General features: G+C 66.8%; 23 protein-coding genes and 1 pseudogene. 9 read left to right on the forward strand and 15 right to left on the reverse strand.

Annotation, left to right across the window (positions count from 1 at the left end):
* Window positions 1-16 precede the first annotated feature (16 nt).
* A pseudogene (locus ATE67_RS21825) lies at window positions 17-187 on the forward strand (DUF2155 domain-containing protein); the annotation flags it as partial.
* 35 nt (window positions 188-222) lie between these two features.
* Here the strand turns inward: ATE67_RS21825 and aat are convergent.
* Entirely contained in the window at window positions 223-1,014 is a 792-nt protein-coding gene (aat, locus tag ATE67_RS07495) for a leucyl/phenylalanyl-tRNA--protein transferase (protein ID WP_197411907.1), read from the reverse strand.
* Window positions 1,011-1,832, reverse strand: a complete 822-nt coding sequence (locus ATE67_RS07500) for a class I SAM-dependent methyltransferase (protein ID WP_058816103.1) — start codon at window positions 1,830-1,832, stop codon at window positions 1,011-1,013. Before ATE67_RS07500 ends, aat begins: the two co-directional genes overlap by 4 nt.
* 57 nt (window positions 1,833-1,889) lie before the next feature.
* On the opposite strand from ATE67_RS07500, the gene ATE67_RS07505 reads away from it, so the two are divergent.
* Window positions 1,890-2,072, forward strand: a complete 183-nt coding sequence (locus ATE67_RS07505) for a hypothetical protein (protein ID WP_156416942.1) — start codon at window positions 1,890-1,892, stop codon at window positions 2,070-2,072.
* Window positions 2,073-2,141: 69 nt separating this feature from the next.
* Here ATE67_RS07505 and ATE67_RS07510 read toward each other — a convergent pair whose 3' ends face one another.
* The 7 genes from ATE67_RS07510 to ATE67_RS07540 all read right to left on the reverse strand — a co-directional run bounded on the left by ATE67_RS07510 (window position 2,142) and on the right by ATE67_RS07540 (window position 9,403).
* The gene (locus tag ATE67_RS07510; RefSeq protein ID WP_058816105.1) at window positions 2,142-3,641 is read right to left on the reverse strand and encodes a CpaF family protein; all 1,500 of its coding nucleotides are present in this window, start codon (window positions 3,639-3,641) and stop codon (window positions 2,142-2,144) included.
* 190 nt (window positions 3,642-3,831) lie between these two features.
* Complete coding sequence (locus ATE67_RS07515) at window positions 3,832-4,089, reverse strand: ATP synthase F1 subunit epsilon (RefSeq protein ID WP_058816106.1); 258 nt, start codon at window positions 4,087-4,089, stop codon at window positions 3,832-3,834.
* 123 nt (window positions 4,090-4,212) lie between these two features.
* A complete protein-coding gene (gene atpD / locus ATE67_RS07520; protein ID WP_082660261.1) occupies window positions 4,213-5,736 on the reverse strand; it encodes a F0F1 ATP synthase subunit beta in 1,524 nt (507 codons plus the stop codon).
* Between the two features lie 21 nt (window positions 5,737-5,757).
* Window positions 5,758-6,315 (reverse strand): NMCC_0638 family (lipo)protein, encoded by a 558-nt coding sequence (locus tag ATE67_RS07525; protein WP_058816107.1) that lies wholly within the window; start codon window positions 6,313-6,315, stop codon window positions 5,758-5,760.
* A 1-nt stretch (window position 6,316) separates the two neighbouring features.
* The gene (locus ATE67_RS07530; RefSeq protein ID WP_058816108.1) at window positions 6,317-7,192 is read right to left on the reverse strand and encodes a F0F1 ATP synthase subunit gamma; all 876 of its coding nucleotides are present in this window, start codon (window positions 7,190-7,192) and stop codon (window positions 6,317-6,319) included.
* 76 nt (window positions 7,193-7,268) lie between these two features.
* Complete coding sequence (gene atpA, locus ATE67_RS07535) at window positions 7,269-8,798, reverse strand: F0F1 ATP synthase subunit alpha (RefSeq protein WP_058816109.1); 1,530 nt, start codon at window positions 8,796-8,798, stop codon at window positions 7,269-7,271.
* A 38-nt stretch (window positions 8,799-8,836) separates the two neighbouring features.
* Window positions 8,837-9,403 carry a F0F1 ATP synthase subunit delta gene (locus ATE67_RS07540; RefSeq protein ID WP_058816110.1) on the reverse strand — a complete coding sequence of 189 codons (567 nt, stop codon included), beginning with the start codon at window positions 9,401-9,403 and terminating at the stop codon, window positions 8,837-8,839.
* A gap of 258 nt (window positions 9,404-9,661) precedes the next feature.
* On the opposite strand from ATE67_RS07540, the gene ATE67_RS07545 reads away from it, so the two are divergent.
* From ATE67_RS07545 to ATE67_RS07555, 3 genes are read left to right on the forward strand one after another with little or no spacing between them, the layout of a single operon-like run.
* The gene (locus ATE67_RS07545; RefSeq protein WP_058816111.1) at window positions 9,662-10,339 is read left to right on the forward strand and encodes a dienelactone hydrolase family protein; all 678 of its coding nucleotides are present in this window, start codon (window positions 9,662-9,664) and stop codon (window positions 10,337-10,339) included.
* A complete protein-coding gene (locus ATE67_RS07550; protein ID WP_058816112.1) occupies window positions 10,336-10,866 on the forward strand; it encodes a hypothetical protein in 531 nt (176 codons plus the stop codon). Before ATE67_RS07545 ends, ATE67_RS07550 begins: the two co-directional genes overlap by 4 nt.
* Window positions 10,867-10,914: 48 nt before the next feature.
* On the forward strand, window positions 10,915-11,469 hold the full coding sequence (locus ATE67_RS07555) for a hypothetical protein (RefSeq protein WP_058816113.1): 555 nt from the start codon (window positions 10,915-10,917) through the stop codon (window positions 11,467-11,469).
* On the opposite strand, the gene ATE67_RS07560 is transcribed toward ATE67_RS07555, so the two are convergent.
* Window positions 11,447-13,003 carry a S1C family serine protease gene (locus ATE67_RS07560; protein ID WP_058816114.1) on the reverse strand — a complete coding sequence of 519 codons (1,557 nt, stop codon included), beginning with the start codon at window positions 13,001-13,003 and terminating at the stop codon, window positions 11,447-11,449. The genes ATE67_RS07555 and ATE67_RS07560 overlap by 23 nt on opposite strands.
* Window positions 13,004-13,264: 261 nt before the next feature.
* On the opposite strand from ATE67_RS07560, the gene ATE67_RS07565 reads away from it, so the two are divergent.
* The 3 genes from ATE67_RS07565 to ATE67_RS07575 are packed head-to-tail and all read left to right on the forward strand — an operon-like array spanning window position 13,265 to window position 15,521.
* Entirely contained in the window at window positions 13,265-13,735 is a 471-nt protein-coding gene (locus ATE67_RS07565) for a DUF1203 domain-containing protein (RefSeq protein ID WP_058816115.1), read from the forward strand.
* A complete protein-coding gene (ada, locus tag ATE67_RS07570; RefSeq protein ID WP_156416943.1) occupies window positions 13,732-14,766 on the forward strand; it encodes a bifunctional DNA-binding transcriptional regulator/O6-methylguanine-DNA methyltransferase Ada in 1,035 nt (344 codons plus the stop codon). The genes ATE67_RS07565 and ada overlap by 4 nt, the downstream gene beginning before the upstream one ends.
* Window positions 14,763-15,521: an isocitrate lyase/PEP mutase family protein gene (locus ATE67_RS07575; RefSeq protein WP_058816116.1), complete on the forward strand. Its 759-nt coding sequence runs from the start codon at window positions 14,763-14,765 to the stop codon at window positions 15,519-15,521. The genes ada and ATE67_RS07575 overlap by 4 nt, the downstream gene beginning before the upstream one ends.
* 3 nt (window positions 15,522-15,524) lie before the next feature.
* On the opposite strand, the gene ATE67_RS07580 is transcribed toward ATE67_RS07575, so the two are convergent.
* Together ATE67_RS07580 and ATE67_RS07585 are read right to left on the reverse strand one after the other, a co-directional pair.
* Window positions 15,525-17,042: a hypothetical protein gene (locus ATE67_RS07580; protein WP_156416944.1), complete on the reverse strand. Its 1,518-nt coding sequence runs from the start codon at window positions 17,040-17,042 to the stop codon at window positions 15,525-15,527.
* A gap of 94 nt (window positions 17,043-17,136) precedes the next feature.
* Entirely contained in the window at window positions 17,137-19,305 is a 2,169-nt protein-coding gene (locus ATE67_RS07585) for a primosomal protein N' (protein WP_058816118.1), read from the reverse strand.
* Between the two features lie 312 nt (window positions 19,306-19,617).
* On the opposite strand from ATE67_RS07585, the gene ATE67_RS07590 reads away from it, so the two are divergent.
* A complete protein-coding gene (locus ATE67_RS07590) occupies window positions 19,618-21,939 on the forward strand; it encodes a patatin-like protein (protein WP_058816413.1) in 2,322 nt (773 codons plus the stop codon).
* 6 nt (window positions 21,940-21,945) lie between these two features.
* Here the strand turns inward: ATE67_RS07590 and ATE67_RS07595 are convergent, their stop codons facing one another.
* The 3 genes from ATE67_RS07595 to dnaK form a co-directional block, all read right to left on the reverse strand.
* Window positions 21,946-22,908 (reverse strand): MBL fold metallo-hydrolase, encoded by a 963-nt coding sequence (locus ATE67_RS07595; RefSeq protein WP_082660262.1) that lies wholly within the window; start codon window positions 22,906-22,908, stop codon window positions 21,946-21,948.
* An 86-nt stretch (window positions 22,909-22,994) separates the two neighbouring features.
* On the reverse strand, window positions 22,995-24,125 hold the full coding sequence (dnaJ, locus tag ATE67_RS07600; RefSeq protein WP_058816119.1) for a molecular chaperone DnaJ: 1,131 nt from the start codon (window positions 24,123-24,125) through the stop codon (window positions 22,995-22,997).
* Between the two features lie 163 nt (window positions 24,126-24,288).
* A complete protein-coding gene (gene dnaK, locus ATE67_RS07605; RefSeq protein WP_058816120.1) occupies window positions 24,289-26,196 on the reverse strand; it encodes a molecular chaperone DnaK in 1,908 nt (635 codons plus the stop codon).
* Window positions 26,197-26,228 lie beyond the last annotated feature (32 nt).

Raw genomic sequence — 26,228 nt, forward strand, 5'->3', positions numbered from 1 at the left:
GGTCCGCGAGCTCGAAATGAAGCCCGGCGACATCGCGCGCGTCGGCCGCGCGATCGTGCGGCTGCGCGCGTGCGAGACGACCGCGCCGTGGGAGGATCCGCCCGAAACCGGCGCCTTCGTCCAGCTGACCGTGCAGGATCAGCGCGACGACAAATGGTATCGCGTCTTTTCGGGCTGGCTGTTCCGGGAACGGCCCGAACGCAACATCATCCAGCACCCGATCTACGACGTCTTCGTCAAAAGCTGTGCGATGACATATCCGGGCGGCGAACCCGTTGTTCGCTCGGCACCTAAGGCTGCCGCGGCGCCGGCGGCGGCCAACGCGTCCAGTGCGCCCCAGTCGCCCGCGACGAACGGCGGCGACGGCACGCCGGCCCCGCCTGCTCCCGCGGCCGCGGCGCCGGCGCCCAAGGCCGCGCCGCCGCCGTCCGACAGCACCGAATAGAGCCGCCGGAGATAGTCGCTCTGCGGGATTTCGATCGCGCCCAGGCTTTCGAGATGCGGCGTAATGAACTGGCAGTCGAGCAACCGCCAACCGCCCGCGATGAGCCGCGCGACGAGATGCGCGAGCGCGACCTTCGACGCGTCGCGCGCGCGGCTGACCATCGATTCGCCGAAGAAGGCGCGACCGAGCGAAACGCCGTAGAGCCCCCCGGCGAGCGTGCCGTCCAGCCACACCTCGACGCTGTGCGCGTGGCCGAGCTGGAACAGCTGCTCGTAGCTCGTCTTGATGACCGGGTTGATCCAAGTCGTCGGCCGGTCGCCCGCGGGCTCGGCGCAGAGCGCCATCATTTCGCGAAAGGCGGTGTCGGTGGTGACGCGGAAGCGGTCGGAGACGAGGACCTTTTTCAGGCTGCGCGAGAGGTGGAAGCCGTCGAGCGGCAGAATCGCGCGCAGCCGCGGTTCGACCCAATGGACCGACGGGTCGTCCGCCCCGTCGGCCATCGGGAACAGCCCCTGCGCATAGGCGCTGAGCAGCAGCGCAGGGTCGATCGATTCGAAATGCCGGGTCAGCTTGCGGGCTTCACGAATTTCAGCGTCATGCGGTCCGATTCGCCGATCGCCAGATATTTTTCGCGGTCCTGGTCGCCCTCGCGCAGGGTCGGCGGCAGGGTCCAGACGCCCTTTTCATAATCTTTCGTGTCCTTGGGATTGGCGTTGATCTCGCCCTTGCCCGCGAGCTTGAAACCGGCGGCTTCGGCAAAGGCGATGATCGAGCTTTCCTTCATATAGCCCGATTTCTCTTCCTTTGCCGGATCGTCATTCTCATTCAGCCGATGCTCCTCGACCCCCAGCACGCCGCCGGGCTTCAGCATCGCATAGATCTGCCGAAAGGCCTCGGCGGCATTGTCCTTGCCGCCGAAGCGCCAATTGTGGACGTTGCGAAAGGTGAGCACGACATCGGCGCTGCCGTCGGGGACCTTGGGGCCGGCGCCGGTACTCGGAAATTCGGCGAGCTTGAGCGCGCCATAGGTCGCCGCGTCGGCCGTCTGCTTTTCCTTGATCCGCACCAGACCGCGGTCCCAGGGCGCCGCTACATATAGGGTGCCGCCGCCCGCCTTGCTGAGCGGCGCCAGGATTTCGGTGTACCAGCCGCCGCCGGGCCACAGCTCGACGACCGTATCGCCGGGCTTCACGCCGAAAAAGGCCAGCGTTTCGGCGGGATGGCGATAGGCGTCGCGCTGGGTGTTCGCCGCCGTGCGGTTCGGTGCGGCGACGGCGGCGGCGATCGGGTCGTGGGGCTTATGATTTGCGTGGTGGTCCTGCTGCATCGCGGCAGCGGGGACGGCGATCAGGGCGGCTGCACTTGCAACCAGTAACAGGGAACGCATATGGGCACCTCTCTCCAGGGGAAAGCCCTGTTTGCGAAGGGATGCCCGGCAATGCAAGTGTCGATGCTGACGGTGGGGATCGGTGCCGCGGTCCTGTTCGGCGTGGCCGAGGTCGCGAGCTGGCGCCGCAACAACCGCCGCGACGTCGACAAGGTTGGATTCATGCCGTGGCGCGGGATCGCGCTTGCGTCGGCTGCCGTCGCGCTGTTCGCGACGGCGTTCTGGCTGGCCGGGAAATAAACCTTCCCCCGCGGGGGAAAAATATGGCGAGCCTGCGCATCCCTCTCTCCAAGCGGAGAGGGCAGGAAATTACAGGCAGGCCTCGAGATACGGCTGGTCGAAGCCGTATTGGCGCGCCTTTTCCAGCGTATAGGGGCGCAGGCCCATCGCGCGATACTCGCCGATGATCTTGCCGTCCTTGTCCTCGTCCAGATATTCGAACTTGAACAATTCCTGGGTGACGATGACGTCGCCCTCCATGCCGATCACCTCGGTCACATTGGTGACGCGGCGCGAACCGTCGCGCAGGCGCTTGATCTGGACGATCAGGTCGACCGAATCGGCGATCTGCTTCGAGATCGCTTCCTTCGGGATCTTGATGTCGCCCATCAGCACCATGTTTTCCATACGGCCGAGGCATTCGCGCGGGCTGTTGCTGTGCAGCGTGCACATCGACCCGTCGTGACCCGTGTTCATCGCGGCGAGGAGGTCGAAACACTCCGCGCCGCGGACTTCGCCCATGATGATGCGGTCGGGCCGCATGCGCAGCGCGTTCTTGACGAGGTCGCCCATGTGGATCGCGCCATTGCCCTCGAGGTTCGCCGGGCGGGTTTCGAGCGGCAGCCAGTGCGGCTGCTGCAGGCGAAGTTCGGCGGCGTCTTCGATCGTCAGCACGCGCTCGCCGGGGTCGATCATCTTCGACAGGGCGTTGAGCATCGTCGTCTTGCCCGAACCCGTACCGCCCGAGATGACGATGTTGAAGCGGCTGGCGCCCGCGATCTTCAGCGCGGTGCACATCTTCTGGCTCATCGCGCCCCACTGGTGGAGCATGTCGAGCGTGATCGGCTTGGCCGAGAATTTACGAATCGAGATCGCGGTGCCGCGCAAGCTGAGCGGCGGGACGATCACGTTGACGCGGCTGCCGTCCTTCAGGCGGGCGTCGGCGAGCGGCGTGGTCTGGTCGACGCGGCGGCCGACGAGGTTGCAGATGCGCTGCGCGATCTGGAACAGATGCTGTTCGTCGCGGAATTGGATCGGCGCGATGACCAGCTGGCCCTTGCGCTCGATATAGGTCTGGTACGGGCCGTTGACCATGATGTCCGAAATGTCGGGATCGGCCAGCAATTCCTCGAGCGGACCGAAGCCCAGCAGCTCGTCGACGAGCACCTTTTCCAGCGCGAACTGCTCGCGGCGGTTCAATGTGATGCGCAGCTCGGCGAGCACTTCGAGGATGATCGGACGGAATTCCTCGGTGAGCTCGTCCTTCGACAGTGTCGCCGCGGCCTCCGGGTCGACACGCTCGAGCAGGCGCGGCAGCACCTGCTCCTTGATCTTGTGAACGCTGGCTTCGAACCCTTGCGCCTTTTCCGGCTCCGCCATGTCGGCGGTCGAGCGCTGGTTCAGCCGCTCCATCGCCTCCTCTTCGGGGGTCAGGTTCGACGGGATCGGCGGCGGCGCCGTTTCGGGGGCGGGGGTTTCGATCGCGGGGAACTGGCTGCCGCCGGACAGGCCGGAGCCTCCCTGCATCGGCTTCGCCACGCCAAAAGCGGGGCGGCCAGCGGTTCCGGGACGGCGTCCGAATGCACTCATCACAATATCCTGCTTCGAATCAAACGGGTTGGGAAATCAGCCAATTTTCGTGGCTAAACCCCCATTCGATACGGTGAATAAATCGGAAACTTTGACATTCTCCTAATGCGGAGGCCGATATCGGAGCGGGCGCAAAAAAGCCCGCATCCGGTCGGATGCGGGCTCTTGAGACGCCGTGGACGGCGAAAGATCAGCCGGCGATATGCTCGGCAAGGACGGTGAGGCCGCCTTCATTGACTTCGGCGAAGCCGCCTTCGACCTCGATCGTCTCGGGCGCGGCGCCGCTCGTGGCATAGATGGTCAGCGGGCCGTTGCGCAGCGTTGCCATGAACGGCGCGTGGCCTTCGAGCACCGAGAAATCGCCCTCGCTGCCTGGCACGGTGACCATATAGACGTCGCTCGACCGCTCGAGGCGGGCGGGGGTGACGAGTTCGAACTTCAGAGCCATTCTCAAATCTCCCCCCTCCCGCTTGCGGGAGGGGTCGGGGGAGGGACTGTTTCGTTTATAGCGGACGGCCCGTCCCCTGACAGGCCCTCCCCTAACCCCTCCCGCAAGCGGGAGGGGAATCTTTTACGCCGCGTCGGCGGCCAGCTTGGCGGCCTTGGCGACGGCTTCCTCGATGCCGCCGACCATGTAGAAGGCTGCCTCGGGAAGGTGGTCGTACTCGCCGTCGACGACGGCCTTGAACGACTTCACCGTTTCCTCGATCGGCACGAACTTGCCGGGAATGCCGGTGAAGACTTCGGCGACGTGGAACGGCTGCGACAGGAAGCGCTGGATCTTGCGCGCGCGGGCGACGACCAGCTTATCTTCTTCGCTGAGCTCGTCCATGCCGAGAATCGCGATGATGTCCTGCAGCGACTTGTACTTCTGCAGCGTTTCCTGAACGCGGCGGGCGGTCTCATAATGCTCCTGGCCGACGGTCGCGGCGGTGAGCACGCGCGAGGTCGAGTCGAGCGGGTCGACCGCGGGATAGATGCCGAGTTCCGAAATCGCGCGGCTGAGCGTCGTCGTCGCGTCCAGGTGGGCGAACGAGGTGGCGGGAGCGGGGTCGGTCAAGTCGTCCGCGGGGACGTAAATCGCCTGCACCGAGGTGATCGAGCCCTTGGTGGTCGAGGTGATGCGTTCCTGCAGCGCGCCCATGTCGGTCGACAGCGTCGGCTGGTAACCCACGGCCGAGGGAATACGGCCGAGCAGCGCCGACACTTCCGAACCCGCCTGGGTGAAGCGGAAGATGTTGTCGACGAAGAACAGAACGTCCTGCCCTTCCTGGTCGCGGAAATATTCGGCCATGGTCAGGCCCGACAGCGCGACGCGCGCGCGGGCACCCGGGGGTTCGTTCATCTGGCCGAACACCAGCGCCACCTTCGACCCGTCGGGGGTTGGGTTGCCGTCGGCGTCCTTGGCGATGACGCCCGCGTCGAGGAATTCGTGATACAGGTCGTTGCCTTCGCGGGTGCGTTCACCGACGCCCGCGAACACCGACACGCCGCCGTGACCCTTGGCGATGTTGTTGATCAGTTCCTGGATGAGAACGGTCTTGCCGACGCCGGCACCGCCGAACAGGCCGATCTTGCCGCCCTTGGCGTAGGGGGCGATCAGGTCGATGACCTTGATGCCGGTGACGAGGATCGCGGCTTCGGTCGACTGGTCGACGAATTCGGGAGCCTTGGCGTGGATCGGCGCCTTGAGGTCGGTCGTAACGGGGCCGCGCTCGTCGATCGGATCGCCGATGACGTTGAGGATGCGGCCGAGCGTCTGCGGGCCGACGGGGACCGAGATCTGCGCGCCGGTGTCGGTCACCGGCTGGCCGCGGGTCAGGCCGTCGGTCGCGTCCATCGCGATCGTGCGAACCGTGTTTTCGCCGAGGTGCTGCGCGACTTCGAGGACGAGGCGGTTGCCGTTGTTGTCGGTTTCGAGCGCGTTCAGGATCGCGGGCAGCTCACCCGTGAACTGGACGTCGACGACGGCGCCGATGACCTGCGCGACGCGGCCGGTCGCGGTGCCGGCGGCGGCCTTGGGGGCAGCGGCCTTCTTCGGCGCAGCGGCCTTTTTGGCGGGTGCCTTCTTTTCAGGGGCGGGTGCGGTTGCCATGAATTCGTTCCTTGCTCAAAATCAGCTTACGAAGCTGAAAGTAATAACATGCTGCTGTTCGCCGACGCGTTGGTCGGAAGTGGTGATCGCTAGAAGGGCCTTCTGTCCACCTACCTCGTAATTGAACGTCTCGTAGGTCAGATTAGCGTTGCCTTGGCGTCGCTTCTCAGGCTTTCCTGAGTTGCCCGAAGAGCTGGTGCTCAACGACGTCGTCAATGCGTGAAATTGCCCAATCACTGCTGCTTCGTCAGCCTCAGCGATACGAACTTCGCAGATGCCTATTGGGTTATAGGCGAGTAGAAGTTGGGCTTGGCTGGGACTGCTCAGCGCCCAAGCCACCCCGCCCGATTTTCCAAACAGTGCTGTGGTAGCCGCCTCGGGTAAGCGGCGAGCAAGTGCATTGCCTTCTCCCAGCACGGATAGCGCTCGGGCCTTGTCGCCCGCGGTCGCTACACAGAATGACTTGAACAGAGCGACGCCGTCCTTTGCGCGAGCATCAGATGCCATCGCCTCGCTGGCAATAGCCGTAAAGCTCGTCGCGAGCCCAATGCAAATAAAGGCGAGGCGAAGCTTATGCATGTTACAGCGCTTCCGCGCCTGCAATGATTTCGATGAGTTCGGTGGTGATCGCCGCCTGACGCGTGCGGTTGTAAACGATGGTCAGCTTGTTGATCAGCTCGCCCGCGTTGCGCGTTGCATTGTCCATCGCGGTCATCGACGCGCCCTGTTCGGACGCGGCGTTTTCAAGCAGGCCCTTGAAGATCTGGATGGTGACGTTGCGTGGGAGCAGGTCGGCGAGGATCGCCTCCTCGTCGGGTTCATATTCGACGGCGGCGCCGCTCGACGCCGGAACGTCGGCGGGCGGCGGAACCGGGATCATCTGCTGGCCGGTCGCGATCTGGAGCAGCGCCGAACGGAACTTCGAATAGAAGAGATGCGCGACGTCGAACGCGCCGGCTTCGTACATCTCCATGACCTTCGCCGAGATGTCGCTCGCCTGATCGAAGCCGATGTCGCGGATGCCGGTGGTCTCATATTGCTCGACGATCTGGCCGGGGAAAAGGCGCGCGATCACCGGGCGGCCCTTGCGGCCGACGAGGTAGAACAGGACCTTCTTGCCCTCGGCCTGCAGTTCGAGCGCCTTGTCGCGCGCGGCCTTGACGATGTTCGAGTTGAACGCACCCGCAAGGCCGCGGTCGCTGTTGAGCACGACGAGCAGGTGCGTGTCGCTCTTGCCCGTGCCCGACAGCAGCTTGGGCGCCGAATCCGATGCGCCGACCTTCGACGCGAGGCTCGCGACGACGCCTTCGAGCCGTTCGGCATAGGGGCGCGCGGCTTCGGCGGCCGCCTGTGCTTTACGCAGCTTCGCGGCGGCGACCATCTTCTTGGCCTTGGTGATCTTCTGGGTCGATTTGACCGAGACGATCCGCCCTTTGAGTTCCTTCAGACTGGCCATCAAGCCTCTCTCTGTGTGTCCCCGCGAAGGCGGGGACCCATGGGCCCCCGCCTTCGCGGGGGCTCACAGTTATGGGTTACGCGAAAATCTTGGCGAAGGCGTCGAGCGCCGCGACCAGAGCCTTCTTGGCGTCGTCGCCAAGATCCTTGGTGTCGCGGATCGCCTTCAGCACATCGGCATGGTCGCTGCGCAGATAGGCGAGCATCGCGGCTTCGTAGCGTGACACGTCGCCGGTCGCGACATTGTCGAGATAGCCGTTGGTGCCCGCGAAGATCGACGCGGTCTGTTCCTCGAACGGCATCGGCTGGAACTGCGGCTGCTTCAGGAGCTGCGTCAGGCGCGCGCCGCGATTGAGCAGCTTCTGCGTCGAGGCGTCGAGGTCCGAACCGAACTGCGCGAAGGCTTCCATTTCGCGATACTGGGCGAGCTCGAGCTTGATCGAGCCCGACACCTTCTTCATCGCCTTGGTCTGCGCGGCCGAGCCGACGCGCGACACCGACAGGCCGACGTTGATCGCGGGGCGGATGCCGGCGTTGAACAGGTTGGTTTCGAGGAAGATCTGGCCGTCGGTGATCGAAATCACGTTGGTCGGGATGTACGCCGAAACGTCGCCCGCCTGCGTTTCGATGATCGGCAGCGCGGTGAGCGAGCCCGAGCCATTGTCTTCGTTCATCTTCGCGGCGCGCTCGAGCAGGCGGCTGTGGAGATAGAAAACGTCGCCCGGATAGGCTTCGCGGCCCGGCGGACGGCGCAGCAGCAGCGACATCTGGCGATAGGCGACGGCCTGCTTCGAAAGGTCGTCATAGACGATCACGGCGTGCATGCCGTTGTCGCGGAAATATTCGCCCATGGTGCAGCCGGTGTAGGGCGCGAGGAACTGCAGCGGAGCGGGCTCCGACGCGGTCGCGGCGACGACGATCGAATATTCCATCGCGCCATTTTCTTCGAGCTGGCGGACGATCTGCGCGACGGTCGAGCGCTTCTGGCCGACGGCGACGTAGATGCAATATAGCTTCTTCGATTCGTCGCTGCCCTTGTTCGCTTCCTTCTGGTTGATGAAGGTGTCGATCGCGACGGCGGTCTTGCCGGTCTGGCGGTCGCCGATGATCAGTTCGCGCTGGCCGCGGCCGACGGGGACGAGCGCGTCGAGCGCCTTGAGGCCGGTCTGGACGGGTTCGTGGACCGAGGTGCGCGGGATGATGCCCGGCGCCTTCACCTCGACGCGCATACGCTTGTCGGCCTTGATCGGGCCCTTGCCGTCGATCGGGTTGCCGAGGCCATCGACGACGCGGCCGAGCAGGCCCTTGCCGACGGGAACGTCGACGATCGTGCCGGTCCGCTTGACGACGTCGCCTTCCTTGATCTCGCTGTCCGAGCCGAAGATCACGATACCGACATTGTCGGCCTCGAGGTTGAGCGCCATGCCCTTCACGCCGTTGGCGAATTCGACCATCTCGCCGGCCTGCACATTGTCGAGGCCGTGGACGCGGGCGATGCCGTCGCCGACCGACAGCACCGAGCCGATCTCGCTGACCGTGGCGTCGGTGCCGAAATGGGCGATCTGGTCCTTGATGACCTTGCTGATTTCAGCGGCGCGGATTTCCATTATTCAGCCTTTCATCGGGCAGTTTGGCGTACGGGCTTTCAGCCCTTCATCGCCTGGGCGAAACTGTTGAGACGGGTACGGATGCTGCCGTCGATCAGCTGGCTGCCCAGCTGGACGACGAGGCCGCCGAGGATGGCGGGGTCGACGGTGGTCGCGATCTGGACGTCGCGGCCGACACGGGTCTTGAGATTGGCGGCAAGCGCCTTCAGCTGCTCGGCGCTCAGCGGATGCGCGCTGGTGACCTTCGCCGTCACTTCGCCGCGGTGCGCCGCGACGATCGCATGATAGGCGTCGATCATGCCGGCAAGGTCGCCGAGGCGGCGGTTGTCGGCGAGGACGCCCAGAAACTTCGTCGTCAGCGGATCGAGCTTCATTGCCCTGGCGACCGCGGCGATCGCTTTCGCCGCATCGCTGCGACCGACGACCGGGCTGGAAACGAGTGCGGCGAGGTCCGCCGATTCGGCGAGCCCGGCCTTCAGGTCCGACAGGCTCTTCTGGACGCTGTCGATGGCATTCGATTCGCGCGCCAGATCGAACAGCGCGCTGGCATAGCGGCCCGCGAGGCCCGCCGTGATGTTGCCCTGAATGCCGCCGGAATTCTCCACGCGTAAAAGTCCTTTGCTACGATCCCGTGGGGGATGGGTCGCACGGGTTTCAGCGGATATTCGAGAATATCCCCCGCAGCGAAGTCGCGGCGCGCCTAGCAACGATTCTGTTGCAATGCAAGGTGAGGGTGGGATGAATCACACCGCCTCCCGGCCCCGTTCGCGCCGAGCTTGTCGAAGCGCCGTCCTTTCTCCAAAGTGGACCGGTAAGAACGGGGCTTCGACACGCTCAGTCCGAACGGATGAGGGGAGTTATCGATGGGCGAGATGATCCGGATGACGATGGACGACGGCGCCGAGATCGCCGTCTATCACGCGCAGGCGGAGGGCGAGCGCCGCGGCGGGCTGGTGCTCATCCAGGAGATTTTCGGCGTCACCGACCATATCCGCGAGCTGTGCGACGACTATGCCGCCGACGGCTATGAGGTGCTCAGCCCCGCGCTGTTCGACCGCGAGCATCCGGGGTTCGAGAGCGACTATTCGGGGCCGCAGTTCCAGCGCGCGGTGCAGCTGGCGCGCGAGCTGCATCCGTTCGAGCAGAGCCTGAAGGACGCGCAGACCTGCATCGACGCGCTCAAGGGCAAAGGGCCGGTGTTCATCACGGGCTATTGCTATGGCGGGTCGGTCGCGTGGCGGATGGCGCAGATCAGCCCCGACCTCGCGGCGTCTTCATCCTATTATGGCAGCCTCGTCCCGACGATGTTCAAGGACGAGGCGCCGGCCTGCGCCACCATCGCCCATTTCGGCCGCTTCGACGAGGGGATCCCGATGGAGGGCGTCGAGGCGCTGATCGCCAAGGCGCATCCGACCGCGCAGATTTTCGTCTATGAGGCCGGGCACGGCTTCAACAGCGACCGGCGCAAGGATTATCACGAGGCGAGCGCCGATCTGGCGCGCGAGCGGACGCTGATGCTGTTCCGGGCGTGCGGCGGGTGAGGCTGATCGTCATCCACGGCCCCGCCGCGAGCGGAAAGCTGACCGTCGCGAAGGAACTTGCGGCGCTGACCGGGCTGCCGCTGTTCCACAACCATCTGGTCGTCGACGCGCTGCTGAGCGTGTTTCGCTTCGGCAGCCCGGCGTTCGTCGAGCTGCGCGAGAAAATCTGGATGGACGTCTTCGCCGCCGCAGCGGCGGAGAATCGCTCGCTGATCTTCACCTTCCATCCCGAGGCGAGCGTCGCGCCCGATTTTCCCGCGCGCGTCGCGGCGCTCGTCGGCGGAGCGGGCGGGCAGGTCGATTTCGTGGCGCTGACCTGCGCGCCGGACATCATCGAGACGCGCATCGAGGCGCCGGCGCGGCAGGCGAGCGGCAAGCTCTCGTCGCTGGCGCTGTATAACGAGCTGGAGGCGAAGGGCGCCTTTGCCTATCCGCCGCTGCCCCCGGCCGCGGTGGAGATCGACAGCGGCACGACCGAACCCGACGAGGCGGCGCGGCTGATCCGCGAGACGCTGGGGCTGCGCTAACCCGATCTCAACCTGTCGCGCGCACGCTCGTGTGCGAGGAGAGCGCCCATGCCGCTGATCGCCGCCCTGCTGCTGTCGGGGACGAGCTTCGCCATCGACCCGTCCTACAAGCCGGTGTCCGACCAGCTCGCGCCCGCGCGCGCGGGCAAGGTCCAGTGTCACGAGCCCGATCCCGCCGCGCGCACTTGCCGGATATTGACATGGCTCAGCGAAGGCGCGAACGGCCGCGTCCAGCTCCGCCAACTCACCGCGCTCGCCGACAGCCCGTCGCTCGCGGCCGAGCTGCGTTTTACGCTGACGCGCGAGGGAACGGCCTTCTGCGGCGTCGTCGACGACAGCTATATGGCGGGGTTTCGCATCGTCAGCGGCCGCGCGCCCTATGCGCCGGCAGACAACAAGCGCTATGCGATCCGCTATCGCGAGGCGATGATCGAGGCGCTGTGGAACCGCAAGACCTGCGCCTATGCCTTTGCCAGGCCTGGCGACCCGATGCAACTCGAGGTCGGGACGGTCGACGGCGAGTTCGCGGGCGAACTGATGGCAAGCTATATCTGGATCGACCCCGGCGCGGGCTGGCGGCTCAAGGCGCGGCCGCCGGTTTGACCGCCGACGCCGTGGCGGCGCCGGCCGCCGCCTTCTGGCACTGATAGACCAGCCGTTCGTTCGGGCTGGCGGGCAGCGCGCTGCGGATCGCGTCCTGCTGGACGGCGAGCGCGGCGATCTGACTCTGATCGGCGGTGCAGCTCTTGACCGTCACGCCGGCGCGAATCTCGCGCGCTTTCGCCATCGTTTCGGCATCGAGCAGATAGCGGTCGACGCGATAGTCGCGCCCCGCGGGGTCGATCGAGGCGACGGTGACGGTCGCTTCATCGTTGGGCACCAGGATCCGCTGCCAATTCCCGTCGGCGCCCTCAGTATATTGCGTCTTGTCGTTGACGCAGCCGTTCTCGCCGATCTTGATCGGCACGTCGGTGGTTTCGGACACGGTGATGCGGCTGCGGTCCTGGCGGATCATGCAGAGCAGATTGCCCTCGGCGAGCTTTGGTGCGGCCTCGCTGGCGGGGGCTTGGGTTTCGGCGGCGATCTCGGCGCGGGCATCGGGGCGGGTGACGAACAGGATCGCGGCGAGGACGATCAGCACGCCGCCCGCGCCGCCCGCGATCTTGGCCTTGCGCATATTCTGCTGGCCATAGAACATCAGGCCGGCGCCCGCCGCCAGCGCGCCGACCACGAAGATCACGCCCGCCAGCGCGATGCGGTTCTCGCGCGCCGCCAGCGCATCCTCCTCGGCGCGGGCTTCCTTGAGCTCGCGGTCGAGGCGCGCGGCCGCTTCCTTCCCGGCGTTCGCTTCGGCCGCCGCGCGGGCATCGGCCTCGATCGCGGCGCGGTCGCGCGCGTCGGCCTCGGCCAGCGACAGGCAGGGCGTGCCGATCGAGCCATATTGCTGCCCGGCATCGGACAGGAAGCGCGACAGCTCGCGCGCCGAGATGGCGAAGGCGAAGGGCGAATCGCCGTCGTCGGCGCGGGTGATCGCGCTGTTGATCCCGACGACTCGGCCGCAGCCGTCGACCAACGGGCCGCCCGAGTTGCCGCGTGAGATTTTGGCGGTGTGGACCAGCATCGCGACCCCGTCGACGCTCTGTGTATTGGACAGATTGCCCTCGCTCCGCGTCGGGGTGCGCGGGGTGATATAGTCGGAGGAGCTCCGCGCAGTCGCCAGGTCGACATTGCCCGGATAGCCGAGCGCGACGACATCGGCGCCCGAATCGAGCGGACCCGAATAGACCGCCGCGGCGGGCAGGCGGGTGCCCGTGATCTCGATCAGCGCCAGGTCGCGCGCCGTGTCGATCGCGATCAGCTTGGCGCCATAGCTTTTCTGCCCCTCCGACGGGACGACGCCCAGCGCGACATTGTCGGGGTATCTGGCCGCCGATTCGACGACATGCGCGTTGGTCACGATTCGCGTCGGCGAGATGGCGATGCCGCTGCCGTGGCCGAAGCCGACGACCTCGCCATCGACCATCGCAACGGTGACGACGCGCACGACGCTGCGCGAGGCGGCGCTGATATCGTCGGCGGCGCGGGCCGGAAGCGTGAGGGCGATCAGGGCGAGGAACAGCGCAAGGAGGCGGGTCATGGCGCGGAACCTAGCCGCTGACGGTGCGAAGGCAAGCTAGAGATAGGGCCTCCGCATGATCAACCACGCGCCCGCACTGCCGTAGAAGATCATCGGCGACCGGAGGCGGTCTTCTCCGTGCCGGGGAGGATCGGCGCTGTCCGCTCCCCACCTCCAATGCCGCCCCCCATCGAAGCCCCCCGAACTTTGAACGCAAGCATCGGGAAGCGCCCCCGATCGCGGCGTGGCATTGCGGTCTCAGCCAAGAGAAAGGACTGAAAAATGACCTATATGATCCGGGGGCTGGCCTCCGATCCCTTCGCCGGATTGTTTGATCTGGATGACGCTGCGCTCGCGGCGATCAACGCCCGCCGCGTCACCGCGACCGCTGACCGCGGGTTCCCGTGCCGCATCAGCCTGGAGGATGCGAAGGCGGGGGAGGCGCTGATCCTGCTGCATCACACCAGCCACGATGTCACGACGCCCTATCGCAGCAGCTATGCGATCTATGTCCGGCCGGGCGTCACCGCGGCGACCTATCGTGACGCGACCCCGCCGGTGTTCGAGGGACGCCCGCTCGCGCTGCGCGCGTTCGATGCGGCAGGGATGTTGCAGACCGCACGGCTTGCGGGGCCGGGCGAGGCCGATGGCGCGATCCGCGACCTGTTTGCCGATGAGGCTATTGCCTATATCGACGCGCACAACGCCGCGCATGGCTGTTTCGCCGCGCGAATCGAAAGGGATGCAGCATGAGCGCCGATCTGATGACCGACGACGATCGCTGGGCGGCGGTGCTGCGCCGCGACCGCGCGCTCGACGGGCGCTTCGTGACCGGGGTGCTGACGACAGGCATCTATTGCCGGCCGAGCTGCGCCGCACGCCACCCGCTGCGCGAGAATATCCGCTTCTTCGAGGGCGGCGCTGCGGCGCGCGCGGCGGGGCTTCGCCCGTGCAAGCGTTGCCTGCCCGACGATGTCGCGCGCGACGAGGGCGCGGTGCTCGCCGCGATCCACGCGATCAAGGCGAGCGAGGAGCCGCTCGCGCTCGCCGACCTCGCCGCGCGCACCGGCTATTCGTCGACGCATTTCCAGCGCGTCTTCACCCGCCACACCGGCCTGTCGCCTGCCGCCTATGCCCGCGCCTTGCGCGAAGAGCGCGCACGGCAGGCGCTGAGCGAGGGGACCAGAGTGACCGACGCGATCTACGACGCGGGCTTTTCGGGGCCATCGCGCTTCTATGAAAATATGGAGGGACGCATGGGGATGACGGCTTCGGCGTGGGTGAACGGCGGCAAGGGCGCGACGATCCATTGGGCGGTCGTGCCGACCAGCCTCGGCGCGATGCTCGTTGCGGCGACCGGGAAGGGCGTCTGCCGCCTGAGCTTCGACGAGGGGCGCGAGGCGCTCGAAGAGCGGTTTCCCGCGGCCGAGCTGGTCGAAGGCGGCGACGAATTTGCAGCGCTGCTCAAACAGGTCGTCGATGCGGTCGAGGCGCCGGTGAACGGCTTCGACCACATCCCGATCGACGTGAAGGGCACCGCCTTCCAGGAGGCGGTCTGGCGGGAGCTGCGCCGGATACCGGCGGGCGAGACGCGCAGCTACTCCGATATCGCCGCCGCTGTCGGCAAGCCCAAGGCGGTGCGCGCCGCGGGGAGCGCCAATGGCGCCAACAATGTCGCGGTGTTGATCCCGTGCCACCGCGTGGTACGCAGCGACGGATCGCTCGGCGGCTATGCCTATGGCCTGCCGATCAAGCGCGAGCTTCTGGAGAGGGAAAGCAAATGACTGATAAAATTGCCCGGTTCCGTGCGCTCCATGTTCCGGGCGACCCGCTGATCCTCGTCAACATCTGGGACGCAGGGAGCGCGAAGGCGGTCGCCGCGGCGGGCGCCAAGGCGATCGCGACCGGCAGCTATGGCGTCGCGGGTGCGCAGGGCCGGGCGGACGGCGAGGATTTTCCGCTGGAGGATGTGTTCGAAAATCTGGACCGCATCCTCGCGGTCACCGACCTGCCGGTCACGATCGACATGGAATCGGGCTATGGCGCCGATCCGGCGGCGGTCGGCGTCTCGGTCGGCCGCGCGAAGGCGGCGGGTGCGGCGGGAATCAATATGGAGGACCGCTTGCCGGGCGAGAGCGCGCTGCTGCCCGTCGCCGACGCGCAGGCGCGCTACCGCGCCGCCGCCGACACCGGCATCTTCGTCAATGCGCGCTGCGATACGTTCCGCGGGCAGGATGTGGCGCAGGATGGCGACGCGCTCGTCGCCGCGACGCTCGAGCGTGCGCGCGCCTATGCCGACGCGGGCGCGGGATCGCTGTTCGTGCCCTTCCTGCTGGACCCCAAATGCATCGGCGCGATCTGCGAGGGATCGCCCCTGCCGGTCAACATGCTGCGCGGCAAGGGCGGCCCGACGCACCAGGAACTCGCGAGCCTTGGCGTCGCGCGGATCAGTCATGGGCACCAGCCCTGGGCGGCGGCGATGGCATGGCTGACCGGGCAGGCGCAGCAGGTGCAGGGCGGCGCCGAACCCGATTATTGACGGCTATTCGGCCGCCTTCGCGGCGTTCTCCACGTCGTCATTCTGCTTGCCTTCGGCGCTTTTGCGCATGTCTTCGAGTTGGGCGAGCAGGGCCTCGCCATTGCCGCCATCGTGTGGATCAAGGGCGACGATTTTAGCAAGCGCGATCGCGCTGTCGTATTTGCCGTTGTTCGCGAGGGCGAAGGCATAGTTCATCCGCGTCCCGATATCTTCGGGTCCGAGTTGGAAAGCGCGCGCCAGCCCATCGACTGCGATCGGTGGAGGACGCATCCCCTGATTGACGAAGCTGCGGTAATAGGCCGCCAGCGGCATCGGATCGTTCGGATTGGTGCGGTTCGCCAGGATGATGGGTTTGCGCGCGGCGTTCCAGTCCGCGGCGACGGCGTCCTTCTTGTCCTCGACCTCGGCCATCAGCATCTCGCCAAGGAGCACATTGGCGCGCACATGCGCGGGATCGATGGCCAGCGCCTTGTCGGCCGCGCCGCGCGCCGCCGGCTTGCTGCGCTTGTCGTCGCTCAGCCCCCATTCGCACATTGCGATTTCGTACCAGATGCCGGCGTCGCCCGGAAATTGAAGGCTCAACTTCTTGAGGGCGTCGCGCGTGCGCATCATTCTTTCGTCGTCCCCGGCGCTCAACCGTTCGAGCCGCAGCGGCAGCGCCGCATCCTGCGCCGGCGTCAGCGCGGCGATGGTTATCGGCCCGGCGATCGCGATCGCGTCGCTGGTGGTGCGATAGGTCAGCGGCTTCGTCATGTAGCGATTGAGGTCCTTGTCGAGCTTTTCCAGGTCGCCGAAGCTGTCGGTGGCGGCCTTCTTCGGATCGACGCCCTTGTTGATCGCATCGACATAGGTGCCGAGCTGGCTGATGCGCGCCTGATCGTTGTAGAGCAGATGAGTGAGCAACCACGCGCGGCCGTAATAAACGTCGATTTGCCCCGAGTTGCGCATTTCGAGCGGGCGCTTGAACAGCAGCGTCTCGGCCGGAATCTTCGGCATGGTGAGCAGGCCGAACGCGCGGCCATAAGCGGGCTTGCCGACTTCGGCCTTGCCGTCTTTTGTGAAGTCGACGGTCGAATAATATTCGGCGAAGCCCTCGACGAACCACGCCGGGAAAGCGCCTGGCAGAAAGCGTCGCATGAAATGATGGGCATATTCGTGGAACAGGGTCTGCTGCGACTGCGGCGTCCCCTTGAGGACATAATCCTCGCGGTTCGATACCGCGAAGCTGCCCTCGGGATCGGGGCGATAGAAGCCCGCGATGTTCGATCCGCCCTTGCCGGCGTAGAGGCGGCCGGCATCCGTCGCGCGATCGACCAGATAGATGGTCAGCGGATTCGGATCCTTTCCGCCCTCGATCTTGAAGCGATAGCGCAGCGTCGCGTCGAAACGTTCGAGCTTCCCCGCGAAGTCGCGGAGGTCGCGCTCGCTGCCCTCACTATAGATGATGAAATTATTCGTATCGGCGCGAAGCCATTTCGCGTTGGCCGGCGAGGCCGTGGCCATCATTGCGATTCCGGCCATCAGGCTTAAACCGACTTTGATCATTCCGCGCCCCCGTTCCAAAGAACGAGGTGAAGCTGCCAGCCGCGACGGGCGCTGTAAAGCGATGGCAGCGTTAAACAAAGCTGTATGGATCAATATCTATGGCCAGCCGCGCCTTCGATGGCCAGTCGATCCGGCCGATCCAGTCGCGGATCGCGCCCTGCAGGTCGAAACTGCGCGGCGCGTGGAGCAGCAGGCGGAAGCGGTGGCGGCCGCGGAGCATCGCCAGCGGGGCCGGGGCGGGGCCATAGATGGCGAGGCCCTCGGCGACCGGCGCCTTCTGCCCCAGCCGCTGCGCCACGCCGCGCGCGACCTCGATATCCTCGGACGAGATGACGAGCGCGGCGAAGCGGCCATAGGGCGGCGCGCCGGCGAATTTGCGCGCCGCAGCCTCGGCGGCATAGAAACCCTCGCGGTCGTTCGCGACCAGCGCCGCCATCACCGGCGCGTCGGGAACACGCGTCTGGATCAGCACTTCGCCGGGCTTGACCCCCCGCCCGGCGCGCCCCGCGACCTGCGCGATCTGCTGGAAGGTGCGCTCGGAGGCGCGCAGGTCGCCGCCGTCGAGCCCCAAGTCGGCATCGACGACACCCACCAATGTCAGGTTGGGGAAATGATAGCCCTTGGTGACGAGCTGGGTCCCGATGATGATGTCGACCAGCCCGCCCTCGACATTATCGACGAACTCGGCGGCCTTAGCGGGCGACCACAAAGTGTCCGACGTGACGATGGCCGTTCTTGCCTCGGGAAAGCGCAGCGCCACTTCGTCGGCGACCCGCTCCACCCCCGGTCCGCAGGCGACGAGGCTGTCCTCGTCCTCGCACTCGGGGCACAGCCGCGGCGGCGGCATCACATGGCCGCAATGATGGCAGGCGAGGCGGTGGACGAGCCGGTGCTCGACCATCCACGCCGTGCAGTTCGGGCACTGGATGCGGTGCCCGCAGGTGCGGCAGAGCGTCAGCGGCGCAAAGCCGCGGCGGTTGAGAAACAGCAGGCTCTGCTCGCCCTTTTGCAATCGGTCGGCAAGCGCATCGACGAGCGGCGGCGCAAGCCAGCGGCCGCGGTCGGGCGGGTCGCTGCGCATGTCGATCGCCGCGAGGTCGGGCAGGGTCGCGCCGCCGTAGCGCGCGGGCAGGACGATGTGGCGGTAACGCCCGGCCTCGACCATCGCGAGGCTTTCGAGCGCCGGGGTCGCGCTGGCGAGAATGACGGGCAGCCCCTCGAAATGCCCGCGCATCACCGCGACGTCGCGCGCGTGATAATGGACGCCGTCCTCCTGCTTGAAGCTCGTCTCATGCGCCTCGTCGACGACGATGACGCCGAGGTTGGCATAGGGCAGGAACAGCGCCGAGCGCGCGCCGACGATGATCTTCGCCTCGCCCGCGGCGATGCTGTGCCACGCGCGGCGGCGCTCGGTCGACCGGAGGCCGGAATGCCACCCCACCGGCTCGCAGCCGAAGCGCGCGGCGAAGCGGGTGAGCATCGGTTCGGTCAGCGCGATTTCGGGGAGCAGGACCAGCGCCTGCTTGCCCGCGTCGATCGCGGCGGCGATCGCCTCCATATAGACTTCGGTCTTGCCCGATCCGGTGACCCCGTCGAGCAGCAGCGTCTCGAATTTCGCCGCGGCGACCGCGTCCCTCAGTTGCTGCGCGGCGGCGGATTGCTGGTCGGAGAGGTCGGGCGGGGCAAAGCGGCTGTCGGGCTCCGGATAGGGCTGGTCGGCCGACACCGCCACCGCTTCGAGCGCGCCGGCCTGCACGAGCCCGCGGATCACCGCCTCGCTGACCTCGGCCATGGCGGCGAGTTCGCGCACGATCCCCTGCCGGCTGCCGATCTTCTCGAGCGCGACGCTGCGCTGCGGGGTCATTCGCGCCGGCAGTTCGCCGGTCGCGCGATATTCGACGATCGGGCGCCGCGCGTCGGCGAAGGCGGCGCCGGGCAGCACCATGCGCAGCACCGATCCGGGCGGCGCCAGATAATAGTCGCTCGTCCATTCGACGAGCTTGCGCAAAGGCGCGGGAACCGGCGGCACCGGGACCACCTCGAACAGGTTGCGCAGGCGATTGTCGCCGACGGGTTCGGGCGCGCCGAAACTTTCGTCTTCCCACACCACGCCGCCCATCCGCCGCGGCCCCAAGGGCACGACGACGACGCTGCCGAGCGGCGCCTCGCTGCCCTGCGGCACCCGATAGTCGAGCGGGCCGAGGGCGGCGGTGAGAAGGAGAATGCGGGCGCGGGTCATGGGGTGGGCAGGATATAGGGCGGCGGGTAAAATAGGAAAGCACCGAGGTGGCGGCAGCCTTCGAGGGGTGGCGGCTCTCCGTCTCCCCTCCCGCCTGCGGGAGGCGCGCGCGCGACTACCATGAACGTCCGCCCCACCCCGACACGGCCCGCTTTGCACGCACGGCGGCATCCCGGCGCGGGCAAATCGAGGGTCGCACAGGGATGAACTTTCCTGAACTTTGGGCCGATGACGCGGCCTGTGCATCGCCTGGACCGATCGCCGCCTTCGCAGGACGGGACAGCGGCCTCGAACCGCGCTATCACGGCGCCGATGCGGGAAAAGGAACTGCGCTTCGCCCTGATTTGCTACGGCGGCATCAGCCTCGCCGTCTATATGCACGGCATCACCAAGGAGGTGTGGCGGCTGGCCGCCGCGTCGCGGGCCTTTCACGAGGGCAAGGTGCCCGGCGGGTCGGGCCGCACCTATCACGCGCTGCTGTCCGCAATCGAGGCGCGCAGCGGCACGCGGCTTCGCGTCCTGGCCGATATCGTCGCGGGGGCGAGCGCCGGCGGGATCAACGGCATCTTCCTCGCGCGCGCGATCGCGAGCGGCCAGTCGCTCGATCCCTTGACCGAGCTGTGGCTGAAGGACGCCGACGTCGACAGCCTGATCGATCCCGACGCGCGCCCCTTGTCGGCAGCGACCAAATTCTGGGCGGTGCCGCTCGCCGGCTGGATGATGAAGAAGCGCGGCAATGTCATCGACCGCACCGTCGGCGCAGGCGCCCAGGATGAGGTGCGCGCAAAGCTGTCGCGCTTCGTGCGGGCGCGCTGGTTCGAACCGCCCTTCGGCGGCGAAACCTTCTCGAACCTGTTGCTCGACGCCTTCGACGCGATGGCGGACGGGCCGAAAGGGCCGTCGCTGCTGCCGGCGGGCCAGCCGGTCGACCTGTTCGTCTCGGTCACCGATTTCGCGGGGCACAGCGCCCCGCTCCATCTCAACAGCCCGCCGCGCGTCACCGAGCAGGAGCACCGGCTGGTCATGCATTTCCGGCAGGACAGTGCCGCTGGGGACGGGCTCGGCGATATTCCCTCGCTCGCCGCGGCGGCGCGTGCGACCGCCAGTTTCCCGGGCGCCTTTCCGCCCTTCACCCTGCGCGAACTCGACCGGGTGCTCGATCGGCGCGGCATCGCCTGGCCGGGGCGCGACGGTTTCATCGCCGCGCAGCTGCCCGCCGGCGGTGAGGGCGATCCCGCCGACCGCGTGCTGATCGACGGATCGGTGCTCGCCAACGCGCCCTTCCGCCCCGCGATCGCCGCGCTCAAGCAGCGCCCGGCGCGGCGCGAGATCGACCGGCGTTTCGTCTATATCGACCCCAAGCCCGACTATCGTGCGATCAGCTTCGGCAAGGGCGGCGGGGCAGCGGCCGAAGGCGAGCCCGCGCGGTTGCCGGGTTTCCTGTCCACGATCCTTGGCGCGCTCTCCGAAATCCCGCGCGAGCAGCCGATCCGCGATAATGTCGAGGCGATCGAGGGCATGTCGCGTCGTATCCGCCGCATGCAGCATATCGTCGATGCGATGAAAGTCGAGGTCGAGGAACAGGTCGCGGCGCTGTTCGGCGCCACCTTCTTCCTCGACACGCCGACCCCGGCGCGGCTCCAGAAATGGCGCGCGAAGGCGCAGGATCAGGCGTCGGTGCGCGCGGGCTTTGCCTACTCGCCCTACGGGCATCTCAAGCTGTCGGCGGTGGTCGAGGATCTGGTCGGCGCGGTCAACCGGCTTGCGCCGCCCGAGGGCGATGTCCACCGCCGCAACCGCCGCGACGCGCTGTGGACGGAAATCCGCGCCCGCGGGCTCGACCGGCTGTCGGGCCGGCGCGGGCTGGGGGCGAGCGGCGATGCCGTCGCCTTCTTTCGCACCCACGACCTCGGCTTTCGCATCCGCCGCCTGCGTTTCCTCGCGCGCGAGCTCGACCGCGTGGTCGAGGCGAAGCGCGACGTGCGCGACCCCGCCTGCGATGCGATGCGAAGCGCCATCTACGCCGCGCTGGGCCTCTATCTCGAACGCGAGGGCGATCATTGGCTCGCCGGCATTGATGTGCCCGCCGACGCCGACGCGGCGATGTGGATCGACGCGCTCGGCGATCGCCGCGACCTGATCGGCGCCGATGCCGCGGCCGACGAACTGGTGGCCAAGGGACTGGCCGGGCTGCCCAAGGACGACCGCCGCGTCCTGCTGCTCGCCTATCTGGGCTATCCTTTCTATGACATCGCGACCCTGCCGCTGTTGCAGGGCGAGGGGTTCGACGAGTTCGACCCGATCAAGATCGACCGCATCTCGCCCTCCGACGCCACCGCGATCCGCACCGGCGGCGCGGGGGCGATGCTGAAGGGCATCGAGTTCAACAGCTTCGGCGCCTTCTTCAGCCGCGCCTACCGCGAGAATGACTATCTGTGGGGCCGCCTCCACGGCGCCGACCGGCTGATCGACATCGTGTCGAGCAGCGTCGCGGGCGACAAGGCGTTACCGGCCGAAGACCTCGCCGCGATCAAGCGACAGGCCTTCCACGCGATTCTTGACGAGGAAGAGGGCCGGCTGCCGAAGGTGAAGGCGCTGATCGCCGAGCTGAGGGGCGAGATCGGGCCGGCCTGACTGGGGTCAGTGCGAGTGCGGGCCCTCGCCATGGTCGTGCGCGCCCATGATATCCTTCGATCGGTCGGGCCGGGCCCCGTGCGGATGGCCCCTTTCGCTGTTGAATATCGATGCGACGAAGCCGTCGGTCGGCATGAAGCCGCCCTTGATCTCATATTTTCCCGCGACGTTCATCGCGGTCACTTCGTCCAGCGTCTTGCCCGCCGCCTTGGCGCTTTCGACCGCCGCGATCACGTCGGCGAGCATCGCGCGATACGCCGCGAGATCGGCCTTGGTCGCGAGCGGGCCATGGCCGGGGATGATCACGCTCTTGTCGTCGGCGAGCGCCAGCACGCGGTCGGCGGCGGCAAGCACGCCATAGGCCGATCCGCCGCTGTCGAGGTCGATGAAGGGCAGGCTGACCTTGTTGAAGAACAGGTCGCCCATGTGAAAGACGTTCGCGCCCTGCCAGTGGAGGATCGAATCGCCGTCGGTGTGCGCGTGCGGCGCGTGCATCACCTTGATCGTATCGCCGTTGAGGTGGAGCGTGATCCCGTCGTGATAGGTGAGCACCGGCAGCGCGCCCTTCGGGCTCGGCGGCACCGCCGTGCCGCGCACCGTCTGCTGCGACGCCATGCGCTCGCGGACATGGTCGTGCGCCATGATCATCGCGCCGGCCTTGCCGAAATTCTCGTTCCCGCCGCTATGGTCGCCGTGCCAGTGGGTGTTGATCAGCCATTCGGCGGGCGGCGCGCCCAGCGCCTTGACCGCCGCCTCGATCTTCGGGGTCAGCGGCGCATATTGATCGTCGACCAGGATCGTCCCGTCGGCGCCGTGGCTGACCGCAATATTTCCGCCGGCGCCAAACAGCACCGCCAGGCCGGGGACGACGGTCTCGGTGCGGATGTCGACCTTCGACCAGTCGGTCTGCGCGAGCGCCGGCAGCGGCGCGGCAAACAGGGCGGAAGCGAGCAGAGCGGCGCGGATCATGCAGGACCTTTCGCAAAGGAAAGTGCGAAGGTTACCCGAGCGTCGGCGGGATGCAAAGTCCTTCTCCCGCGAAGGAGAGCGACGGATCACTCCGTCAGATCGTCCCACATTTCCTTAATGCGGCCGAAAAAGCCCTGGCTCGCCGGGCATTCGTCGCCGGTTTCGGTCTCGCGGAACGCCTGCAGCAATTCCTTCTGCTTCGCGCTGAGCCTCGTCGGCGTCTCGACATCGATCTGGACGACGAGGTCGCCCGTGCCGCGGCCGTTCAGCACCGGCATGCCCGCGCCGCGCTGGCGGAGCTGCTTGCCCGACTGGATGCCCGCGGGAATCGCGATGTCGTGCTTCTTGCCGTCGAGGCCGGGGATGGCGATCGACCCGCCGAGCGCCGCGGTGGTGAAGCTGATCGGCGCCCGGGTGAACAGCGTCGTGCCCTCGCGCTCGAACACCTTGTGCCGCGCCATGTGGAGGAAGATGTAGAGGTCGCCCGGCGCCGCACCGCGCGCGCCGCTTTCGCCCTCGCCCGACAGGCGGATGCGCGTGCCCTCGTCGACCCCGGCAGGGATGTTGACGGTCAGCGTCTTGCGGCGGTCTACACGGCCTTCGCCGTGGCACGTATTGCAGGGGTCGGCGATCACCTCGCCCGCGCCCTGACAGGTCGGGCAGGTGCGCTCGACCATGAAGAAACCCTGCTGCGCGCGCACCTTGCCGTGACCGGCGCAGGTCGAGCAGCGGTTGGTCGCGGTGCCGGGCTTGGCACCCGATCCGTCGCACGTCTCGCAGCGCGCCGCGACGTCGACCTGGATCTCGCGCGTCACGCCGGTGAAGGCGTCCTCGAGCCTGATTTCCATGTCGTAACGCAGGTCGGCGCCGCGCGCCGGGCCGCGCTGCTGGCGTCCGCCGCCGAACGCCGAGCCGAAGATCGATTCGAAAATATCGCCGATGTCGCCGAAATCGGCGCCGGTGCCACCGCCGAAGCCGCCCGCGCCGCCGTTGACGCCGGCCTTGCCGAACCGGTCATAGGCCGCGCGCTTCTGCGGATCCTTCAGGCAGTCATAGGCCTCGTTGATCGCCTTGAACCGCGCCTCGCTGTCGCCGCACCCCGGATTCTTGTCGGGGTGATATTGCATTGCGAGCTTGCGATAGCTGGCCTTCAGCGCCGCGTCGTCGGCGGTGCGATCGACTTCGAGCAGTTCATAATAATCGATGTCGAGCGACATAATCTATCGGCCCCTAGCCCGGCCTCCCATTTCCGTTCGCCCTGAGCCTGTCGAAGCCTGTCCCGAGCGACGCCGCAGGCGGCGTCGAGGGGGGCCGTTCTTCTCTGAAGAAGAAGGGCGGTGCTTCGACAAGCTCAGCACGAACGGCATGAGAGGTCAGCCTTTACTTCTTGTCGTCTTCGACTTCGGAGAATTCGGCGTCGACGACATCTTCGTCGGCCTTCGCCTCGCCGGCATCGTCGGCGCCGCGGGACGCAGCCGACTGCTGTTCCTTCTCGTAGATCGCCTGGCCCAGCTTCATGGCGACCTGCGCGAGCGCCTGCGCCTTTTCGGTCATCGCCGCGCTGTCGCCGCCTTCGACCGCGGTCTTGGCTTCGGCGATCGCCGCCTCGATCTCGCCCTTCAGGCCCGGATCGACCTTGTCGGCATGTTCCTGCAGCTGGCGCTCGGTCGTGTGGATCAGGCTTTCGGCGTTGTTCTTCGCCTCGGCCGCCTCACGGCGCTTCTTGTCCTCTTCGGCGAACTGCTCGGCGTCCTTGACCATCTGGTCGATGTCCGCGTCGCTGAGGCCGCCCGAGGCCTGGATCTTGATCTGCTGTTCCTTGCCGGTGCCCTTGTCCTTGGCGTGGACCGACACGATGCCGTTGGCGTCGATGTCGAAGGTCACCTCGATCTGCGGCACGCCGCGCGGCGCCGGCGGGATGCCCACCAGGTCGAACTGGCCGAGCATCTTGTTGTCGGCGGCCATTTCGCGCTCGCCCTGGAAGACGCGGATCGTCACTGCCGACTGATTGTCGTCAGCCGTGGAGTAGACTTGCGACTTCTTGGTCGGGATCGTCGTGTTGCGATCGATCATGCGCGTGAACACGCCGCCCAGCGTCTCGATGCCAAGGCTCAGCGGCGTGACGTCGAGCAGCAGCACATCCTTGACGTCGCCCTGCAGCACGCCCGCCTGGATCGCGGCGCCGATCGCGACGACTTCGTCGGGGTTCACGCCGGTGTGCGGTTCCTTGCCGAAGAAATCCTTCACGACGTCGCGGACGCGCGGCATGCGCGTCATGCCGCCGACCAGCACGACCTCGTCGATCTCGCTGGCCGAGACGCCGGCGTCCTTGATCGCCTTCTTGCAGGGCTCGAGCGTGCGCTTGACCAGCTCTTCGACCAGCTTTTCCAGGTCGGCGCGGGTGATCGTCTTGACGAGGTGCTTCGGCCCGTTGGCGTCGGCGGTGATGAAGGGCAGGTTGACCTCGGTCGTCGCGGCCGAAGACAGTTCGATCTTCGCCTTTTCGGCGGCCTCCTTCAGCCGCTGGAGCGCCAGCTTGTCGCTGCGCAGGTCGATGCCTTCGTCCTTCTTGAAGCCGTCGGCCAGATATTCGACGATCTTGCTGTCAAAGTCTTCGCCGCCGAGGAAGGTGTCGCCGTTGGTCGACTTCACCTCGAACACGCCGTCGCCGACCTCGAGGATCGAGATGTCGAACGTGCCGCCGCCAAGGTCATAGACCGCGATCGTCTTGTTCTCGGTCTTGTCGAGGCCATAGGCCAGCGCCGCCGCGGTCGGCTCGTTGATGATGCGCAGCACTTCCAGGCCCGCGATCTTGCCGGCGTCCTTGGTCGCCTGGCGCTGCGCGTCGTTGAAGTAGGCAGGAACGGTGATCACCGCCTGCTCGACCTTTTCGCCCAGATAGGCCTCGGCGGTTTCCTTCATCTTCTGGAGGATATAGGCCGAAATCTGCGACGGCGAATAATCCTCGCCGCCCGCCTTGACCCACGCGTCGCCGTTCGGGCCCTTGGCGATGGTGTAGGGGACGAGTTCCATGTCCTTCTTGGTCATGGGATCGTCGAAGCGGCGGCCGATCAGGCGCTTCACCGCAAAGATGGTGTTTTCGGGATTGGTGACCGCCTGGCGCTTCGCCGGCTGGCCGATCAGGCGCTCGCCGTCCTTTGCAAAGGCGACGATCGAGGGCGTCGTGCGCGTCCCTTCGACATTTTCGATAACCTTGGGCTTGCCGCCTTCCATCACCGCGACACAGCTGTTCGTGGTGCCGAGGTCGATCCCGATCACTTTTGCCATTGATAACCGTCCTTGTTGCTTCTTCGGCGCCC

Source organism: Sphingopyxis sp. H050 (genome assembly GCF_001468265.1).
GTDB lineage: Bacteria > Pseudomonadota > Alphaproteobacteria > Sphingomonadales > Sphingomonadaceae > Sphingopyxis.

What these genes read in the sequence shown, in the direction of transcription:
- ATE67_RS07530 (WP_058816108.1), bottom strand. Translation starts at nt 7,192, where the DNA reads ATGGCCAGTCTGAAGGAACTCAAAGGGCGGATCGTCTCGGTCAAATCG.
- ATE67_RS07555 (WP_058816113.1), top strand. Translation starts at nt 10,915, where the DNA reads ATGCCGCTGATCGCCGCCCTGCTGCTGTCGGGGACGAGCTTCGCCATC.
- ATE67_RS07510 (WP_058816105.1), bottom strand. Translation starts at nt 3,641, where the DNA reads ATGAGTGCATTCGGACGCCGTCCCGGAACCGCTGGCCGCCCCGCTTTT.
- atpA (WP_058816109.1), bottom strand. Translation starts at nt 8,798, where the DNA reads ATGGAAATCCGCGCCGCTGAAATCAGCAAGGTCATCAAGGACCAGATC.
- dnaK (WP_058816120.1), bottom strand. Translation starts at nt 26,196, where the DNA reads ATGGCAAAAGTGATCGGGATCGACCTCGGCACCACGAACAGCTGTGTC.
- ATE67_RS07545 (WP_058816111.1), top strand. Translation starts at nt 9,662, where the DNA reads ATGGGCGAGATGATCCGGATGACGATGGACGACGGCGCCGAGATCGCC.
- ATE67_RS07595 (WP_082660262.1), bottom strand. Translation starts at nt 22,908, where the DNA reads ATGATCCGCGCCGCTCTGCTCGCTTCCGCCCTGTTTGCCGCGCCGCTG.
- ATE67_RS07575 (WP_058816116.1), top strand. Translation starts at nt 14,763, where the DNA reads ATGACTGATAAAATTGCCCGGTTCCGTGCGCTCCATGTTCCGGGCGAC.
- ATE67_RS07590 (WP_058816413.1), top strand. Translation starts at nt 19,618, where the DNA reads ATGCGGGAAAAGGAACTGCGCTTCGCCCTGATTTGCTACGGCGGCATC.
- ATE67_RS07500 (WP_058816103.1), bottom strand. Translation starts at nt 1,832, where the DNA reads ATGCGTTCCCTGTTACTGGTTGCAAGTGCAGCCGCCCTGATCGCCGTC.
- ATE67_RS07565 (WP_058816115.1), top strand. Translation starts at nt 13,265, where the DNA reads ATGACCTATATGATCCGGGGGCTGGCCTCCGATCCCTTCGCCGGATTG.
- ada (WP_156416943.1), top strand. Translation starts at nt 13,732, where the DNA reads ATGAGCGCCGATCTGATGACCGACGACGATCGCTGGGCGGCGGTGCTG.
- atpD (WP_082660261.1), bottom strand. Translation starts at nt 5,736, where the DNA reads ATGGCAACCGCACCCGCCCCTGAAAAGAAGGCACCCGCCAAAAAGGCC.
- dnaJ (WP_058816119.1), bottom strand. Translation starts at nt 24,125, where the DNA reads ATGTCGCTCGACATCGATTATTATGAACTGCTCGAAGTCGATCGCACC.
- ATE67_RS07585 (WP_058816118.1), bottom strand. Translation starts at nt 19,305, where the DNA reads ATGACCCGCGCCCGCATTCTCCTTCTCACCGCCGCCCTCGGCCCGCTC.
- ATE67_RS07580 (WP_156416944.1), bottom strand. Translation starts at nt 17,042, where the DNA reads ATGGCCGGAATCGCAATGATGGCCACGGCCTCGCCGGCCAACGCGAAA.
- ATE67_RS07525 (WP_058816107.1), bottom strand. Translation starts at nt 6,315, where the DNA reads ATGCATAAGCTTCGCCTCGCCTTTATTTGCATTGGGCTCGCGACGAGC.
- ATE67_RS07560 (WP_058816114.1), bottom strand. Translation starts at nt 13,003, where the DNA reads ATGACCCGCCTCCTTGCGCTGTTCCTCGCCCTGATCGCCCTCACGCTT.
- ATE67_RS07515 (WP_058816106.1), bottom strand. Translation starts at nt 4,089, where the DNA reads ATGGCTCTGAAGTTCGAACTCGTCACCCCCGCCCGCCTCGAGCGGTCG.